This is a genomic window from Brachybacterium sp. GU-2 (assembly GCF_030866705.2).
Classification (GTDB): Bacteria; Actinomycetota; Actinomycetes; order Actinomycetales; family Dermabacteraceae; genus Brachybacterium; species Brachybacterium conglomeratum.
The window spans coordinates 1,792,277-1,808,788 of record NZ_CP133037.2; the positions used below are offsets into that span (position 1 = coordinate 1,792,277).

11 protein-coding genes and 3 rRNA genes are annotated in these 16,512 nt (G+C 67.7%); 9 read left to right on the plus strand and 5 right to left on the minus strand.

Annotated elements, in window-relative coordinates:
* Window positions 1–46 precede the first annotated feature (46 nt).
* Window positions 47–958 carry a PfkB family carbohydrate kinase gene (locus RBL05_RS08190; RefSeq protein ID WP_308739922.1) on the plus strand — a complete coding sequence of 304 codons (912 nt, stop codon included), beginning with the start codon at window positions 47–49 and terminating at the stop codon, window positions 956–958.
* A gap of 137 nt (window positions 959–1,095) precedes the next feature.
* Here the strand turns inward: RBL05_RS08190 and RBL05_RS08195 are convergent, their stop codons facing one another.
* The 5 genes from RBL05_RS08195 to RBL05_RS08215 all read right to left on the minus strand — a co-directional run bounded on the left by RBL05_RS08195 (window position 1,096) and on the right by RBL05_RS08215 (window position 7,997).
* Window positions 1,096–1,893: an SDR family oxidoreductase gene (locus RBL05_RS08195; protein ID WP_308739921.1), complete on the minus strand. Its 798-nt coding sequence runs from the start codon at window positions 1,891–1,893 to the stop codon at window positions 1,096–1,098.
* Between the two features lie 127 nt (window positions 1,894–2,020).
* Window positions 2,021–2,311 (minus strand): hypothetical protein, encoded by a 291-nt coding sequence (locus RBL05_RS16925; RefSeq protein ID WP_010552169.1) that lies wholly within the window; start codon window positions 2,309–2,311, stop codon window positions 2,021–2,023.
* A gap of 520 nt (window positions 2,312–2,831) precedes the next feature.
* Window positions 2,832–2,948: ribosomal RNA gene (rrf, locus tag RBL05_RS08205) — 5S ribosomal RNA — on the minus strand.
* 121 nt (window positions 2,949–3,069) lie between these two features.
* Window positions 3,070–6,137 (minus strand): 23S ribosomal RNA (locus tag RBL05_RS08210).
* Between the two features lie 340 nt (window positions 6,138–6,477).
* Window positions 6,478–7,997: ribosomal RNA gene (locus RBL05_RS08215) — 16S ribosomal RNA — on the minus strand.
* The 16S, 23S and 5S rRNA genes sit together here, the layout of an rRNA operon.
* Window positions 7,998–9,596: 1,599 nt before the next feature.
* Between RBL05_RS08215 and idi the strand changes: the two genes are divergently transcribed.
* The 8 genes from idi (at window position 9,597) to RBL05_RS08255 (ending at window position 16,456) form a co-directional block, all read left to right on the plus strand.
* A complete protein-coding gene (gene idi, locus RBL05_RS08220; RefSeq protein WP_318604287.1) occupies window positions 9,597–10,178 on the plus strand; it encodes an isopentenyl-diphosphate Delta-isomerase in 582 nt (193 codons plus the stop codon).
* Window positions 10,175–11,305 (plus strand): polyprenyl synthetase family protein, encoded by a 1,131-nt coding sequence (locus tag RBL05_RS08225; protein ID WP_318604288.1) that lies wholly within the window; start codon window positions 10,175–10,177, stop codon window positions 11,303–11,305. The genes idi and RBL05_RS08225 overlap by 4 nt, the downstream gene beginning before the upstream one ends.
* A gap of 209 nt (window positions 11,306–11,514) precedes the next feature.
* The gene (locus RBL05_RS08230) at window positions 11,515–12,399 is read left to right on the plus strand and encodes a tryptophan-rich sensory protein (protein WP_318604290.1); all 885 of its coding nucleotides are present in this window, start codon (window positions 11,515–11,517) and stop codon (window positions 12,397–12,399) included.
* A complete protein-coding gene (locus RBL05_RS08235) occupies window positions 12,396–13,274 on the plus strand; it encodes a phytoene/squalene synthase family protein (RefSeq protein ID WP_318604292.1) in 879 nt (292 codons plus the stop codon). Before RBL05_RS08230 ends, RBL05_RS08235 begins: the two co-directional genes overlap by 4 nt.
* A complete protein-coding gene (gene crtI, locus RBL05_RS08240) occupies window positions 13,271–14,923 on the plus strand; it encodes a phytoene desaturase family protein (RefSeq protein WP_318604293.1) in 1,653 nt (550 codons plus the stop codon). Before RBL05_RS08235 ends, crtI begins: the two co-directional genes overlap by 4 nt.
* Window positions 14,920–15,267: a lycopene cyclase domain-containing protein gene (locus tag RBL05_RS08245; protein WP_308739916.1), complete on the plus strand. Its 348-nt coding sequence runs from the start codon at window positions 14,920–14,922 to the stop codon at window positions 15,265–15,267. Before crtI ends, RBL05_RS08245 begins: the two co-directional genes overlap by 4 nt.
* On the plus strand, window positions 15,264–15,572 hold the full coding sequence (locus RBL05_RS08250) for a lycopene cyclase domain-containing protein (protein WP_263312156.1): 309 nt from the start codon (window positions 15,264–15,266) through the stop codon (window positions 15,570–15,572). Before RBL05_RS08245 ends, RBL05_RS08250 begins: the two co-directional genes overlap by 4 nt.
* Entirely contained in the window at window positions 15,569–16,456 is an 888-nt protein-coding gene (locus RBL05_RS08255; RefSeq protein WP_308741194.1) for a prenyltransferase, read from the plus strand. Before RBL05_RS08250 ends, RBL05_RS08255 begins: the two co-directional genes overlap by 4 nt.
* The last annotated feature ends 56 nt before the right edge of the window (window positions 16,457–16,512 follow it).

Genomic DNA, 16,512 nt, shown 5'->3' on the forward strand with positions numbered 1-16,512 from the left:
GTCCGTGACGCTTCCCCCGCATGCCGACCCCGTGGTACCACGGGGCATGGCCACCACCGATCCCTCCACCGGCGTCCTCGTCATCGGCCAGATCGCCCGGGATCTGGTGTTGCGCGTCGAGGACTGGCCACCGGCCGGCGACAGCGCGCGCGTGGCCGGGCGACAGGAGATGCTCGGCGGCAAGGGCGCCAATCAGGCGGTCGCGCTGCGGCAGCTCGGGTCGCCGGTGATCCTGCTCGGCGTGGCCGGGACCGACGCGGTGGGCGAGACCGTGCTCGCCCAGGCCCGCCGCGATGACCTGGATCTCTCCTTGGTCGTGCGCCGCGGGGAGACCGCGCTGCTGGTGGACGTCGTGGACGGGGAGGGCACGCGGCGCCTGCTCGAGCACGTGCCCGAGCAGTCGCTGCTCACCGTGCAGGACGTGCAGGAGGCGGCCGTCGCCGCGGACCGGGTCGACACGGTCTGCCTGCAGCTGCAGCAGCCCGCACCAGTCCTGCTCGCCGGGGCGGAGCTGGCCGCGGACCGCGGACTGCGGCTCGTCCTGGACGGCGCCGTCGACGGCGCCGCCCGCGACCGGCTGCTCGCGGCGGCCGACGTGGTGCGGATGGACGCCGCGGAGACGCGTCTGATGACCGGCATCGAGCCGGCTGATCACGAGGCGGGCCGCCTCGCGGCCCGGCGCGTCCTCGACGCCGGGGCCGGGCTCGTCGCGCTCTCCGTCCCCGACGGCGACCTCGTGGTGTGGCCGGAGGGCGAGCAGCTCGTGCCGCACGGCACCGAGCAGGTCGCCGATCCGACCGGTGCCGGCGACGCCTTCCTCGCGGGCCTCACCATCGGCCTGCGCCGGGGCGAGCCCCCGGAGCTGGCCGCACGGCGGGCGGGTGCGGCGGCCACGTCGACCGTGCGACGGCTGGGTGGGCGGCCCGACCTGCGCGCCCAGCGACCGGCGGACGGCTGAACCGGTCGGAGCACCGCAGCCGGGACTCCTGGACGACCTGCCGGCGGCGCTGCCGGGAAGGATGTCCTGTCGAGCAGGGCGAGCAGGGCGGCGCAAGCCCGCTCACCGTTCCGCCGCCATCACGGACCCGCCCGGTCTCAGGGGCGACGCCAGGCGTCGTCGACCGTCGCCGCCGCGCCCTGCGGCCCCATCTGCAGCATCCCGCCGTCCACGGCCCAGGAGGCTCCCGTGACGTAGGAGGCCTGGGGCGAGGCGAGGAAGGCGATGACGGCCGCGACCTCGCGGGCGTCCCCGGGCCGCCGCAGCGGCACGCCGGGGCGCTCCTCGGTGCGGGGATCCTGATCGGTCTGCCCGGTCATGGGGGTCGCGATCTCCCCGGGCGCGACGGCGTTGGCCGTGATGCCGTGCTCGCCCAGTTCGAGGGCGATGGTCTTCAGCAGCCCGCCGAGACCGTGCTTGGCGGCGTCGTAGGCGGAGGATCCGACCTTCGGCTGGTGCTCGTGCACGCTGGTGACGCCGATGAGCCGTCCGCCGTTCCCGGCCTGGACGAGGTGGCGGGCGGCGGCCTGCAGGCAGACGAACGCGCCGTCGAGGTCGACGGCCATGACGTCGCGCCAGGTCTCCAGCGGCGTGTCCAGGAACAGCGTGCTGTGGCCGGCGCCCGAGCACTGCACGAACACATCGAGCCCACCGAGCTGCGCGACGAGCCGGTCCACGACGCCCCCGGCCCTCTCGAGGTCGGAGGTGTCGAGGTGGGCGACGACGGCCTCGCGGCCGTGGCTGCGGACCTCCTCGGCCGTGCCCTCGGCGCCCTGCCAGTCGGTGTTGAAGGTGATGCCCACGTCCATCCCGGCCTCGGCCAGGGCGACCGCGGTGGCCCTGCCGATCCCGGAGTCGGAGCCGACGACGACAGCACGGGTGGGGGCGAAGGACATGGGATGCTCCTGTGGGTCGGGTCGGGTCACGCGGTCGAGGCGGGGAAGGTGCGCGTAGCGGAGGGGGACGGCCGTCCGGCCGTCCCCCTCCACGTTCACGGGGCGCAGGAGCTGAGCCCCACGGGCCTCAGGAGCTCTGGCCGCCCTTGCGGCCGGCCTCGCTGGGGTCGGCGGAGTTCTTCTCGCCGAAGCTGCCCGAGCTCTCCTGGCCGCCCTGGCGACCGGCCTGGCTCGGATCGGCCGAGTTCTTCTCGCCGAAGCTGCCCGAGGACTCCTGGCCGCCCTGCTGGCCGGCCTGGCTCGGATCGGCCGAGTTCTTCTCGCCGAAGCTGCCGGTGCTGGCCTCGCCGCCCTTCTGGGCCTGCTGCTCGGTGTCGTTCCGGTTGCCGAACTGTCCGGAGTTGTTCTGATCAGCCATGATGGAACTCCCTTCCTGTTCGCCGGTCAGTGTGCCCGGCTGAGCCATCTGCTCGTGGCAACGACGCTAGGACTCTCTCTCGGTGCCTGGCAACGTAACGACCCGTCCGGTCGACCGCCTTGCAAGTCCGTGCCGGGGGGCCGACCATACGCGCGACACGTACGGAGCATCGTCCGACTCACCGCGAAGCCACCGCCACGAGCTCCCGTCGAGAGCTCTCCGCTGCGGGACGTGCCGAGCGGATCGTCAGTCGTCGGGGAGACGTAGCCCTTCGGTTCGGTGCATCGGTGCACGTGACGCAGCACCGAGGAGTCCCTCATGGCGGAAGCACTCGACACCGGACCATCCGCGCCCATCACTGCACCCCGCCGCTGCGCCAGGCGTCGGAAATGTTTCTGACCGTGCCCGCGAGGAGCGAGAACGCGCGCCATAGTGCGCACAGATCCCGGGCGTGAAAAAGGGAGTGGAGGAGGCGAACACCCGCAAGGGGTTCAAGCACTCCTCCACTCCCAGTGAAGATGTCCGGCGGCGACCTACTCTCCCACACCCTCCCGAGTGCAGTACCATCGGCGCGATCGAGCTTAGCTTCCGGGTTCGGAATGGAACCGGGCGTTTCCTCGACGCTATGACCGCCGTAACACGATGAGGCACAACCAGCCGCCCACCCACACCAAAAAAAATGCCGGCAGCAGGGTTGTTCCCCAAGAACCGCACAGTGGACGCGAACACACACAGCAAACAACCAACGCAAAGAATGTTGTTGTAAGTCATCGGCCATTAGTACCAGTCAGCTCCACACATTGCTGTGCTTCCACATCTGGCCTATCAACCCAGTCATCTACTGGGGGCCTCACACACCTCAAGGGTGCAAGGATATCTCATCTCGAAGCAGGCTTCCCGCTTAGATGCTTTCAGCGGTTATCCCTTCCCGACGTAGCCAACCAGCCATGCCCTTGGCAGAACAACTGGCACACCAGAGGTCAGTCCATCCCGGTCCTCTCGTACTAGGGACAGGACTTCTCAAATATCCAACGCGCGCAGCGGATAGGGACCGAACTGTCTCACGACGTTCTAAACCCAGCTCGCGTACCGCTTTAATAGGCGAACAGCCTAACCCTTGGGACCAACTCCAGCCCCAGGATGCGACGAGCCGACATCGAGGTGCCAAACCATGCCGTCGATATGAGCTCTTGGGCAAGATCAGCCTGTTATCCCCGGGGTACCTTTTATCCGTTGAGCGACACCCATTCCACAATGAGGTGCCGGATCACTAGTTCCTGCTTTCGCACCTGCCCGACATGTCTGTCTCGCAGTCAAGCTCCCTTGTGCACTTACACTCAACACCTGATTGCCAACCAGGCTGAGGGAACCTTTGAGCGCCTCCGTTACTCTTTAGGAGGCAACCGCCCCAGTTAAACTACCCATCAGACACTGTCCCTGATCCGGATCACGGACCGAGGTTAGGAATCCAGAACGACCAGAGTGGTATTTCAACGACGACTCCACACTCACTGGCGTGAATGCTTCCCAGTCTCCCACCTATCCTACACAAGCCGTCCCGAACACCAATATCAAACTATAGTAAAGGTCCCGGGGTCTTTCCGTCCTGCTGCGCGTAACGAGCATCTTTACTCGTAATGCAATTTCGCCGAGTTCGCGGTTGAGACAGTGGAGAAGTCGTTACGCCATTCGTGCAGGTCGGAACTTACCCGACAAGGAATTTCGCTACCTTAGGATGGTTATAGTTACCACCGCCGTTTACTGGGGCTTAAATTCTCAGCTTCGAACTCCGAAAAGCTCTAACCGGTCCTCTTAACCTTCCAGCACCGGGCAGGCGTCAGTCCGTATACAGCGTCTTACGACTTCGCACGGACCTGTGTTTTTAATAAACAGTCGCTTCTCCCTGGTCTCTGCGGCCCTCTCCGCTCTCACGGATCGGGCCCCCCTTCTCCCGAAGTTACGGGGGCATTTTGCCGAGTTCCTTAACCACGATTCTCTCGAACGCCTCGGTATTCTCTACCTGATCACCTGAGTCGGTTTAGGGTACGGGCGACCGTATTCGTCACGCCGGAACTTTTCTAGGCAGTACAGGATCACTCACCTACGCCCATACGGGATCCCCATCACGTCTCACCCTCATGGCCCCAGCATTACCCGGGGCCGGGCTGCACGCTTAGACGGACTATTCCATTAAGTCCGCGGAAGCTACCTCTCTGCGTCATCCCACGCGCTGACCTACTACGACCTTGGTTCCCAGCCTCACCACCATCCACACCCCGAAGGGTGCGGTGACAGCTCGGGTGGTTAGCATCAGCCGCCTCGGTATGGGTCCTCCTACGATCGGTTCGGGAATATCAACCCGATGTCCATCGACTACGCCTGTCGGCCTCGCCTTAGGTCCCGACTAACCCAGGGCGGATAAACCTGGCCCTGGAACCCTTGATCAATCGGCGGACGGGTTTCTCACCCGTCTTTCGCTACTCATGCCTGCATTCTCACTCGTACAGCCTCCACCACTGGGTTCCCCCGCAGCTTCACCGGCTGTACGACGCTCCCCTACCCACCCCAACAAAAGTTGGAGTGACACAGCTTCGGCGGTGTGCTTGAGCCCCGCTACATTGTCGGCGCAGAATCACTTGACCAGTGAGCTATTACGCACTCTTTCAAGGGTGGCTGCTTCTAAGCCAACCTCCTGGTTGTCTCAGCAACTCCACATCCTTTTCCACTTAGCACACGCTTAGGGGCCTTAGCTGATGTTCTGGGCTGTTTCCCTCTCGACCATGAAGCTTATCCCCCACAGTCTCACTGCTGCGCTCTCACGTACCGGCATTCGGAGTTTGGCTAAGGTCAGTAACCCGGTGGGGCCCATCGCCTATCCAGTGCTCTACCTCCGGCACGAAACACGCAACGCTGCACCTAAATGCATTTCGGGGAGAACCAGCTATCACGAAGTTTGATTGGCCTTTCACCCCTATCCACAGGTCATCCCCTCCATTTTCAACTGAAGTGGGTTCGCGCCTCCACGCGGTCTTACCCGCGCTTCACACTGCCCATGGATAGATCACTTCGCTTCGGGTCTAGAGCCGGCGACTGAACGCCCCGTTCAGACTCGCTTTCGCTACGGCTACCCCACACGGGTTAACCTCGCCACCGACCACTAACTCGCAGGCTCATTCTTCAAAAGGCACGCCGTCACCCCTCAAGGCTCCGACGGATTGTAAGCGCACGGTTTCAGGTACTATTTCACTCCCCTCCCGGGGTGCTTTTCACCTTTCCCTCACGGTACTTGTCCGCTATCGGTCACAAGGTAGTATTCAGGCTTACCAGGTGGTCCTGGCAGATTCACACCGGATTTCACGGGCCCGGTGCTACTCGGGAACAGCGTCACGCCACGCACTGGTTTCGTCTACGGGGGTCACACCCTCTACGCCACCGCACTCACCACGGCTTCGACTACCACTGCGCGTACACGTCGCAAGGCCGGCAGACCCCACAGACACGTCCCACAACCCCTGACCTGCAACCCCTGCCGGGTATCACACAGACCAGGTTTAGCCTCCTCCGCTTTCGCTCGCCACTACTCACGGAATCACTATTTGTTTTCTCTTCCTGCGGGTACTGAGATGTTTCACTTCCCCGCGTTCCCTCCACACTGCCTATACATTCAGCAGCGGGTACCACGACATGACTCGTGGTGGGTTTCCCCATTCGGACATCCTCGGATCACAGTTCGGTTGTCAACTCCCCGAGGCTTAACGCAGACTCCCACGTCCTTCGTCGGCTCCTTGTGCCAAGGCATCCACCGTGCGCCCTTTAAAACTTACGGCAACACAAAGACACTTTGCGCTTAAAAATTGCTTACAAGATGCTCGCGTCCACTATACAGTTCTCAAGAAACAACCCCACACCCACCACCACCATCCAACGGACAGTCATGGCCGGGGGGACCAGCCACACACCCCCACAAACGGGGGCTGCGTGCAGCCTCACAACCCAATAGCGTGTCTCCACCTCGAACCCGCTGCCCTCACACGTTCCATCCCGAAGGAGTACTAGCGATCAGCGCAGCAGATGAAGTGCCCATCCATCGATGTTCCACCCTTGAGCAACCACCCGCCTGACACTCGCAGACGACGATGGCCACCAATACTGGTGATGCTCCTTAGAAAGGAGGTGATCCAGCCGCACCTTCCGGTACGGCTACCTTGTTACGACTTAGTCCCAATCACCGATCCCACCTTCGACAGCTCCCTCACGAGGATGGGCCACTGGCTTCGGGTGTTACCGACTTTCGTGACTTGACGGGCGGTGTGTACAAGGCCCGGGAACGTATTCACCGCAGCGTTGCTGATCTGCGATTACTAGCGACTCCGACTTCATGGGGTCGAGTTGCAGACCCCAATCCGAACTGAGGCCGGCTTTTTGGGATTCGCTCCACCTCACAGTTTCGCAACCCATTGTACCGACCATTGTAGCATGCTTGAAGCCCAAGACATAAGGGGCATGATGATTTGACGTCGTCCCCACCTTCCTCCGAGTTGACCCCGGCAGTCTCCTATGAGTCCCCACCATCACGTGCTGGCAACATAGAACAAGGGTTGCGCTCGTTGCGGGACTTAACCCAACATCTCACGACACGAGCTGACGACAACCATGCACCACCTGTGCACCAGTCCAAAGAAAGCCACATTTCTGCAGCCGTCCAGTGCATGTCAAGCCTTGGTAAGGTTCTTCGCGTTGCATCGAATTAATCAGCATGCTCCGCCGCTTGTGCGGGCCCCCGTCAATTCCTTTGAGTTTTAGCCTTGCGGCCGTACTCCCCAGGCGGGGCACTTAATGCGTTAGCTACGGCGCGGAAAACGTGGAATGTCCCCCACACCTAGTGCCCAACGTTTACGGCATGGACTACCAGGGTATCTAATCCTGTTCGCTACCCATGCTTTCGCTTCTCAGTGTCAGTAATGGCCCAGAGACCTGCCTTCGCCATCGGTGTTCTTCCTGATATCTGCGCATTTCACCGCTACACCAGGAGTTCCAGTCTCCCCTACCACACTCTAGCCTGCCCGTACCCACCGCACGCCCGAGGTTGAGCCTCGGGTTTTCACGGCAGACGCGACAAGCCACCTACAAGCTCTTTACGCCCAATAATTCCGGACAACGCTTGCGCCCTACGTATTACCGCGGCTGCTGGCACGTAGTTAGCCGGCGCTTCTTCTGCAGGTACCGTCACTCTCGCTTCTTCCCTACTGAAAGGGGTTTACAACCCGAAGGCCGTCATCCCCCACGCGGCGTCGCTGCATCAGGCTTTCGCCCATTGTGCAATATTCCCCACTGCTGCCTCCCGTAGGAGTCTGGGCCGTGTCTCAGTCCCAGTGTGGCCGGTCGCCCTCTCAGGCCGGCTACCCGTCATCGTCTTGGTGAGCCATCACCTCACCAACAAACTGATAGGCCGCGAGTCCATCCCCCACCGATAAATCTTTCAAGCACCCACCATGCGATGAGTGCTCGTATCCGGTATTAGCCACGATTTCCCGAGGTTATCCCGAAGTGGGGGGCAGGTTACTCACGTGTTACTCACCCGTTCGCCACTAATCAGGTGGTGCAAGCACCACCGTCATCGTTCGACTTGCATGTGTTAAGCACGCCGCCAGCGTTCGTCCTGAGCCAGGATCAAACTCTCCATGAAAATCATGAAAAACTATAAACCTGACAAAATAAACAAACAACCAGCATTTAACTGCTGTATCATCCGTTATAATCTGCCATTCAAAATAATGGCATCGATAAACAGACACGCTATTGAGATATCAAGCAACACGCGCACTCAGCGTTCGGAACCTTTTCAAGTTCTTCGCCCTGAGGCAACCCGTCTAACTTAGGACTTCCGCTCCCCCGAGTCAAATCGCTGCGGTGTGATCCGCGCCGCGATCCTCTTCCGAGAACCTTCCGCCCCAGGTCAGGACCAGTTCCAAGTTCTCGACCATGGGCCGATCCGCTGTCCCGATCTCCTGGGCACGAGGAAGAACATTACGGGGGTTCAGAGACCCCGTCAAGCCAGAACGACCCTTTTCGAGGTGGCCTCCACCACATTGGCCAGAACGCCCTCCGGAAGGCTCCCACTGCGCCTCGGTCGCGGCCTCGGGATGCGGCCCGCATGCTCCCGGGAGTCCGCTACATGCTGCGCCTGCCGACCGCTTCGCTCCCCTGTTCGCCGGATGTACTCGATCCTCGTCCTCTCGTCGGGCCCTCGAGCCGGCACGACGAACGCCTCCTCCTGCGCCCATCGAGGCGCCCCCTTCCCCCTGTCGGCCCGTGCGTCTCACCGTTCTCCTCTTCCGATGCCGAGGGCACGTCCTGCAGCACCCCTCCGCCCGTCCCCGTTTCCCCTGCACCACCCGACTCGGCATGGTCCTGCGAGCGCGCTCGCCGGCACGGACCGTCCACCGTCGGCGTCGCTCCGTCCACCGGCGCCGCTGCCGTCACACATCTGCCTGTCGGTGCGTGCGCGGACCGCGCGCCCCTCCCACTGCTCGTCGGCCCGAGCGATCAGCTCCTCCGACCCGAGGCTCGGCGCACCGGGCACCAGCTCTCCCCGCACAGGAGTTCCCGCCGGTCTCCGTGCCCGCACGGGCTGCGGCCCATGACCGCCCCGCATCGGAGCGGATCGTGACCCACCCGTGAGTCACCCCTTTGACATGGCCAGATCACTCGACCCCGTACTCTTCACCCCCGCTGCGACGTCATCGCTGCCCGCATCCCCTGCCGCAACAGCTGCCAGCTGATTCCCGCAGGGTTCTTCTCCTACACGCTGTGGCAGCCCCGCACGGCGGGCGGCGCGGTCACCGAGGCCCCCACACGGAGCCCCGCAACGCAGCGCCCGGCACCACCCGCATATCCCTGCTCCGCATGCCGCGCAGCACTCGCGGCACGGTCACTCCTCTCCTCCGCAGGATCTCGAACAAAGCAGTTCAGCCCCGCCGCACGGCAGGTCGCGAGAGGAGGCACGATCGGCCGCACCCCTCTGGACGAGGGCGTCGGCCTCCGCGGCTCAGGCTGCGGCCCCATCCGGGGCTCGGTCTCCACCGACACCGGAACGATCCTCGCCCGCCCGGAGGGCGCCGCCCCGGGAGTCGGCGAGGGGATGCTGGGCTTCCTGGGCTCCGTCAGCAGGTTCGTCCGCATTCTCTTCGGGTCGGTGACATCGCCGCACTATGCTCTGGGCGAATGCTAGGGTCGAAGTCGATAGCCTGGCTACGTACGTCACGACGGACAACGGGAGGTCGCCGTGATCGGCACCGCTGCGACACGAACGGCCGGGACGGCCGACGAGGACCATGTGATCCTGCTGAACTCCGACGGCTCCCCCCTCGGGTTGGCGCCGCGCGCCACCGTCCACTCCGTCGACACACCGCTCCATCTGGCCTTCTCCTGCCACCTGGTGCGCGAGGACGGGGCCGTGCTGCTCACGCGCCGGGCGCTCTCGAAGCGCACCTGGCCCGGAGTGTGGACCAACGCGTTCTGCGGCCACCCACGCCAGGGTGAGTCCCTCGAGGAGGCGATCTCCCGCCACGCCTCCGGCGAGCTCGGCCTCCAGGTGCGGGAGGTGCGGCCGGCCCTGCCCGACTTCCGGTATCGCGCCGTCGACCCCTCCGGCATCGTCGAGAACGAGGTATGCCCCGTCTTCACCGCGATCCCCCAGGGCGAGCCCGTGCCCTCACCCGAGGAGGTCATGGATCTGCGGTGGGTGACGGCGGACGAGCTCGCCGCGCTCGCACGCCTGGCGCCTTGGACGCTCAGCCCCTGGGCCGTCGCGCAGCTCGAGCAGCTGGGCGACCGGCTCGGACGTCTTCCGGCAGAGACCTCATGAGCATCCCCTGCCCTCCTGGCGTCGACCACGAGATCAGACGTCTCCTCCGTCGTGGCACCGCGCTCGGGGGCGCAGCGGCCTCCGCGGACCACCATCTGCTGTGGAACGCGCTCGGCGAGGCCACCGAGGGCGGCAGGAGGTTCCGGCCCGCCCTCCTGCTGGCCACCCACGACTCCCTGGGAGGCTCACGGCACGAGGCCGCGATCCAGGTCGCGGCGGCGGTCGAGATCCTGCACACGGCTTTCGTGGTCCAGGACGACGTGATCGACGGCGACCAGATGCGGCGCGGCGCCCCGAGCCTGCCCGCCTCCGTGGCCGCGACAGTGCGCCGCGGGGGTACTACCGCGCACACCGCACGCCGGGTCGGCGATGCTGCCGGGATCCTCGCAGGCGACCTCGGCCTGATCACGGCCCTGCGCGCGGTGGCCGGATGCTCGGCGCCTGCCCCCGTGGTCGCCGCTCTCCTGGACCTGATGGAGAGCTCGCTGCACGCCACGGCCGCCGGGGAGATCGCCGATGTGCAGCTGCCGCTCCGGCCCGCCGAGCGGCCGGAGACGCTCCAGGAGGCGCTGACGGTCGCCGAGCTGAAGACGGCGGTGTACTCCTTCCAGCTCCCCCTCCACGCCGCCGGACTGCTCGCCGAGGCGTCGCCGGACCGTCTCGAGGCGCTCGACGCGATCGGTGCTCTGCTCGGCATCGGCTTCCAGCTGGTCGACGATCTCCTCGGCGTCTTCGGCGACGAGGAGCGCACCGGCAAGAGCGCGCTGGGGGACCTGCGCGAGGGCAAGCGCACCGCCCTCGTCGCCCACGCCGCGACCACGGCTCACTGGTCGCAGCTGAGAACGCTGCTGGGGCGCGAGGACCTCACCGACGAGGAGGCGCGCAGCGCCCGTGACCTGCTCGCCGCGAGCGGATCCCGCGACTGGGTCGAAGAACTTGCCCGATGGCATCTGTCCAGCGCAGTCGACGCCGCTGCACGCCACGACCTCCCGCCCGCGTTCAGCGAGGCTCTCGCTGCCACACGCCGGCCTCGAGCTGCTGCTGCCGTCGGACGTGTCGGAAGGAGAGCCGACCGGGCCCGATCCCGTCGCGGCCGCCTGCTCGCAGAGCTCCGCCGCACAGCGTGACGCCGCCTCGCAGCGGGCCAGCGCATGAACGGCTCCGCCGGTCCCGAGGCCCCGCTGGTGCTCGTCACCGGCGCGAGCGGGTACATCGGCGGCCGGCTAGTGCCGGCAGCGACTGAAGCCACCGCGGTGTCAGCCGGGACCGGGGCCCCCGCGCCCTCCCACGCAGTGCCCGGCGCCGCTTCACCCACCGTCGACGACGAGGAGTCCGCATGACCGCCGCGAGCACCCCCGACCATTCGGCCGCCGCGCATCGCCGCCGGGAGGGCCGACGGCGCACCGGCCCCCGCCCGCTGGGCCGGCACCTCGCGGTGACCCTGGCCTTCCTGCTCGCGATGGTGGGCACGGCCGTGGGTGTCGGCGCCTTCGGCGGAGCACCGATCGACGAGGCCGCCGGCGGCCTGCTCTCCGCCGATGCGACCCACCTCGCTCCCGCGACCCCCGCCTTCCGGATCTGGTCGGTGATCTACCTGGGGCTCGGCGCGTACACGCTGTGGCAGTGGTGGGACCGGCACGACCACCGCGGGATCGCCGGCCTCACGATCGCCTCGCTGCTGCTGAACGCCGCCTGGATCCTCGTTGTCCAGGCCGGAGCGGTCGCGCTGAGCGTGCTGGTGATCCTGGTGCTGCTGATCGTGCTCGGCGCTCTGTTCCGTCGTCTCACGGCCAGTCCTCCTGCCGGGGCGGTCGAGCGGGTCGTCGTCGACGGCACCTTCGGCCTGTATCTGGGCTGGGTGAGCGTCGCGACCTGCGCGAACATCGCGGCGGCGCTCAAAGGCGCGGGCTTCTCGGGCTTCGGGGCTCCCGAGGTCCTCGCCGTGCTGGTGCTGCTCGCGGTGGCCGTGGTCGGCGTGGCGCTGACCCGGGCCGGTCGCCGCCCGGTCGCCGCGCCCGCGGCGGTGGTCTGGGGTCTGCTCTGGATCGCGGTCGGCCGCGCGACCGATGCGCCCTCGTCGCCGGTGGTCGCGACCGCCGCGGCGACTGTCGCGGCGGTGATCGTCCTGGCGACCCTGTTCGCCGTGCTGCGGCCGCCCCGGCGCCTCGAGGACGCGCACGGTCCCGCCGGGGTGCGGCCCTCCGACGGTGGTGCGCGATGAGCACGCAGCACCTCGCCCCGGACGCCCTGACCCTCTACGACCGGGTCGCGCAGCGCAGCGCCGGCTGCGTGATCGCCGGCTACTCGACCTCTTTCGGCTGGGCGACGCGCCTGCTCGAGGAACCCGTGCGCACCCACGTTCGCAGCCTGTACGCCCTGGTCCGCCTGGCCGACGAGATCGTCGACGACCCCGACTCGGGTCTCGAGCCGGCCGCCAGGGCACGCGCCCTCGAGGAGCTCGCCGCCGAGACCGCTCGTGCGGTCGACGGCACCCGCTCCACGAACCTCGTCGTGCAGGCCTTCGCCATCACCGCACGCCGCCACGGCATCGGTCCGGAGCTCATCGACCCCTTCTTCGACTCGATGCGTGCGGACCTCACCGTCACCGCCCACGACCCTGAGAGCCTCGCGCAGTACGTGCACGGGTCGGCCGAGGTGGTGGGCCTCATGTGCCTGCGAGTCTTCGTCGACGGTGACGAGGCGGCAGCTGCGCGCCTCGCCCCCGCGGCGAGCGCGCTCGGCGCCGCCTTCCAGAAGGTGAACTTCCTGCGCGACCTCGCCGAGGATCACGACGGCCTGGGCCGCGACTACGTTCCCGGGGTGGACGTGGACCGCCTCGACGACGCGCAGCGGGACCTGCTGCTCGACGACATCGACGCCGACCTCGCCCGCGCCGCGACCGCGCTGCCCCATCTCCCCTCCTCGAGCCGCGCCGCTGTCACCGCCGCGCACGGCCTCTACTCGGCGCTGTCCCGTCGACTGCGCCGCACCCCCGCGGCCCGGATCCGCCGCACCCGGGTGCGGGTGCCGGAGCCGGAGAAGGCCCTCGTCATCGCCCGCGCCGTACTCGCGGCGCGCCGTGGAGCGGCCCGATGAACCGGCGGACGACGAATCCCGGCACCGGGTCCCGCCCGTCGGCCGTGATCATCGGCGGCGGCATCTCGGGCCTCGCCACCGCGGCGCTCCTGGCCCGGGACGGCCACGAGGTGGACCTGGTCGAGGCGCGGGAGGAGCTCGGCGGCCGCGCCGGCAGCTGGGAGCGCGACGGGTTCCGCTTCGACACCGGACCGTCGTGGTACCTGATGCCGGAGGTGTTCGACCATTTCCTGCGCCTGCTGGGCACCTCCGCCGCGGAGGAGCTCGACCTGCGCCCTCTCGACCCGGCGTATCGCGTCCTGTGCGAGGGGTACGAGGAGCCGTTGGACCTGAGCGCCTCCGCCGCCCGCAATGCCGACCTGTTCGAGCGGATCGAGCCCGGGGCGGGCCTGGGCCTGGCCCGCTATCTCGACTCCGCCGCGAGCACCTACGACATGGCTCTCGAGCGCTTCCTGTACACCTCGTTCACCTCGCCGCGGTCGCTGCTCCACCCCGCTGTGCTCGCCCGCGGCCCGCAGCTGCTGCGCCTGCTGGCCGAGCCGCTGGACCGCTTCGTCGCGCGCCGTTTCCGCGACCCCCGCCTGCGACAGGTGCTCGGTTACCCGGCTGTCTTCCTCGGCTCCTCCCCGGACCGCACTCCGAGCATGTACCACCTGATGAGCGCCCTGGACCTCACCGGCGGGGTGCAGTACCCGCAGGGCGGTTTCACTGAGCTCGTCGACGTGGTCGCGCGGCTCGCGGTCCGTCACGGCGCACGCTTGCACACCGGCACCCGAGCCACCCGGGTCCTCACCGAGGACCACCGCGGCGGGCGCCGGCGCGGTGCGCACCTCGGCGGAGGGCCGGGCCGCCGCGCCGCGGCCCGCGGGGTCGAGATCCGCACGACCGACGGGGAGGTGCGCGAGCTGCGCGCCGACGTGGTCGTCGCGACCGCCGACCTCCACCACGTCGAGACCGCGCTGCTGCCGCGGCGCCTTCAGACCTACCCCGCCTCCTGGTGGAGCCGCCGCACTCCCGGCCCCGGCGCGGTGCTGGTGCTGCTGGGCGTGCGCGGGGCCCTGCCCGAGCTCGCCCATCACACGCTGCTGTTCACCCGGGACTGGGACGAGAACTTCGGGGCGCTGCGGGAGGGGCGGGTGCCCTCCCCTGCCTCCAGCTACGTATGCCGCCCCTCCGCGACGGATCCCTCGGTCGCCCCGCCCGGCCACGAGAACCTCTTCGTGCTCGTCCCCGTCCCGGCCGATGCGTCGCTGGGCCGCGGCGGCGTGGACGGCACCGGTGATCCCGCGATCGAGGCGATCGCCGAGGAGGCGATCGAACGGCTCGCAGAGGAGGCCGGGATCCCCGATCTCGCCGAGCGGATCGTGGTGCGCCGCACGATCGGCCCTGGGGAGTTCGCGGAGGACCTCGGCGCCTGGTCCGGGAGCATGCTCGGTCCCGCCCACACCCTGCGCCAGAGCGCCTTCTTCCGGGCCCGCAACGCCTCGCGGCGGGTGGAGGGGCTGCTGTACGCCGGCTCCAGCACGCTGCCCGGGATCGGACTGCCGATGTGCCTGATCAGCGCCGAGCTGGTCGCGAAGCGACTGCGCGGCGACCGCTCGTCGGCGCCGCTGCCCGAACCCGACCGCGACGCGGGGGCGCACGCATGAGCGGGGTCGTGTACCTGTTGTGCCTGCTGACGGTGCTGGGCTGCATGGTGCTGCTGGACCGGCGCTTCCGCCTGGTGCTGTGGCGGGCGACGCGCCGCGGCGCGATCGTGCTCGCCGCCGGGATCGCGCTGTTCCTGGCCTGGGACCTGGCGGCGATCGCGTCGGGCCACTACCGGATGGGCGGCAGTCCGCTGATGAGCGGGATCCTCCTGGGTCCCGAGCTGCCGCTCGAGGAGCTCGTGTTCCTCACCTTTCTCTGCTATGTCACGCTCGTAGTGTGGGGGCTCATGGATCTGCTGCTCGGTCGACGACGGCAGGCCCCGGCCCGATGGGAGGAACCATGAGCTACGCCGCCCTGGCCGGGCTCTTCCTGCTTCCCGTGCTGCTGGTGACGGTGCTGGCCGCCGTGCGGCGCCGGCCCGGACCGCGCTGGTGGCTGACCACCGGCGCGACCGTCGCGGCGCTGCTGGCGCTCACGATCGTGTTCGACTCGCTGATGATCGCGGCGGACCTGTTCCGCTACGCCGAGGAGGACCTGCTGGGCGTGCGGCTCCTGCTCACCCCGCTCGAGGACCTCGCCTGGCCGCTCGCGGCAGGGCTCCTGCTCCCCTCGCTGTGGCTGCTGCTGACCCCGCAGGAGGAACGATGAGCGTCCTGTCCGCCCCGCGCCCGGGCACGCTGTCCCAGCTGCTGGGCACCTCGCGCCCGCTGAGCTGGATCAACACCGCCTACCCCTTCGCCGCCGCGTACCTGCTGGCCGGCGGCGGCGTCGACGCGGCGCTGCTGGTGGGCACGGTGTTCTTCCTCGTCCCGTACAACCTGCTGATGTACGGGGTGAACGACGTCTTCGACCACGAGTCCGACCTGCGCAATCCCCGCAAAGGCGGGGTGGAGGGGATCGTGCTGGACCGACGCGTCCACCGCGCGACCCTGTGGGCGGCGGGCCTCAGCTCGCTGCCCTTCGTCGTGGCGCTGCTGGTGCTGGGCAGTCTCGCCTCCGGGGCGGTGCTGCTGGTGGTGCTCGCCGCGGTGGTGGGGTACTCCGCCCCCGGGATCCGGCTCAAGGAGCGGCCGGGGCTGGACTCGCTGACCTCCGCGATCCACTTCGTGGGCCCGGCGGCGTTCGGCCTGATGCTGGCCGGCGGCCCGGTGGGCGCGACAGCCGTCGCCGCGCTGTCCGCGTTCCTGCTGTGGGGCATGGCCTCGCATGCCCTCGGCGCGGTGCAGGACATCCGCCCGGATCGCGAGGCGGGGATCGGCTCGATCGCGACCGTCCTGGGTGCGACGCGCACGGTGCGCCTGGTGCTGTGCCTCTATGCCGCGGCCGGCGCGCTGATGCTGGTCACGGGATGGCCGGCCGCGCTCGCGGGGCTGCTGGTGCTGCCGTATCTCGCGAGCGCCTGGCCCTTCCGCTCCCTGTCCGATGCCGACTCGGAGCGCGCCCACGCCGCCTGGCGCCGCTTCCTGCGCCTGAACCTGCTCAGCGGCTTCCTGCTCACGCAGCTCCTGCTCGTGATCGCGCTGACCGGCTGAGCCGAGGCGGGCCAGGCACCGGCACAGCGTCGGCGCCGGCGCCGACGCCGGCGCAG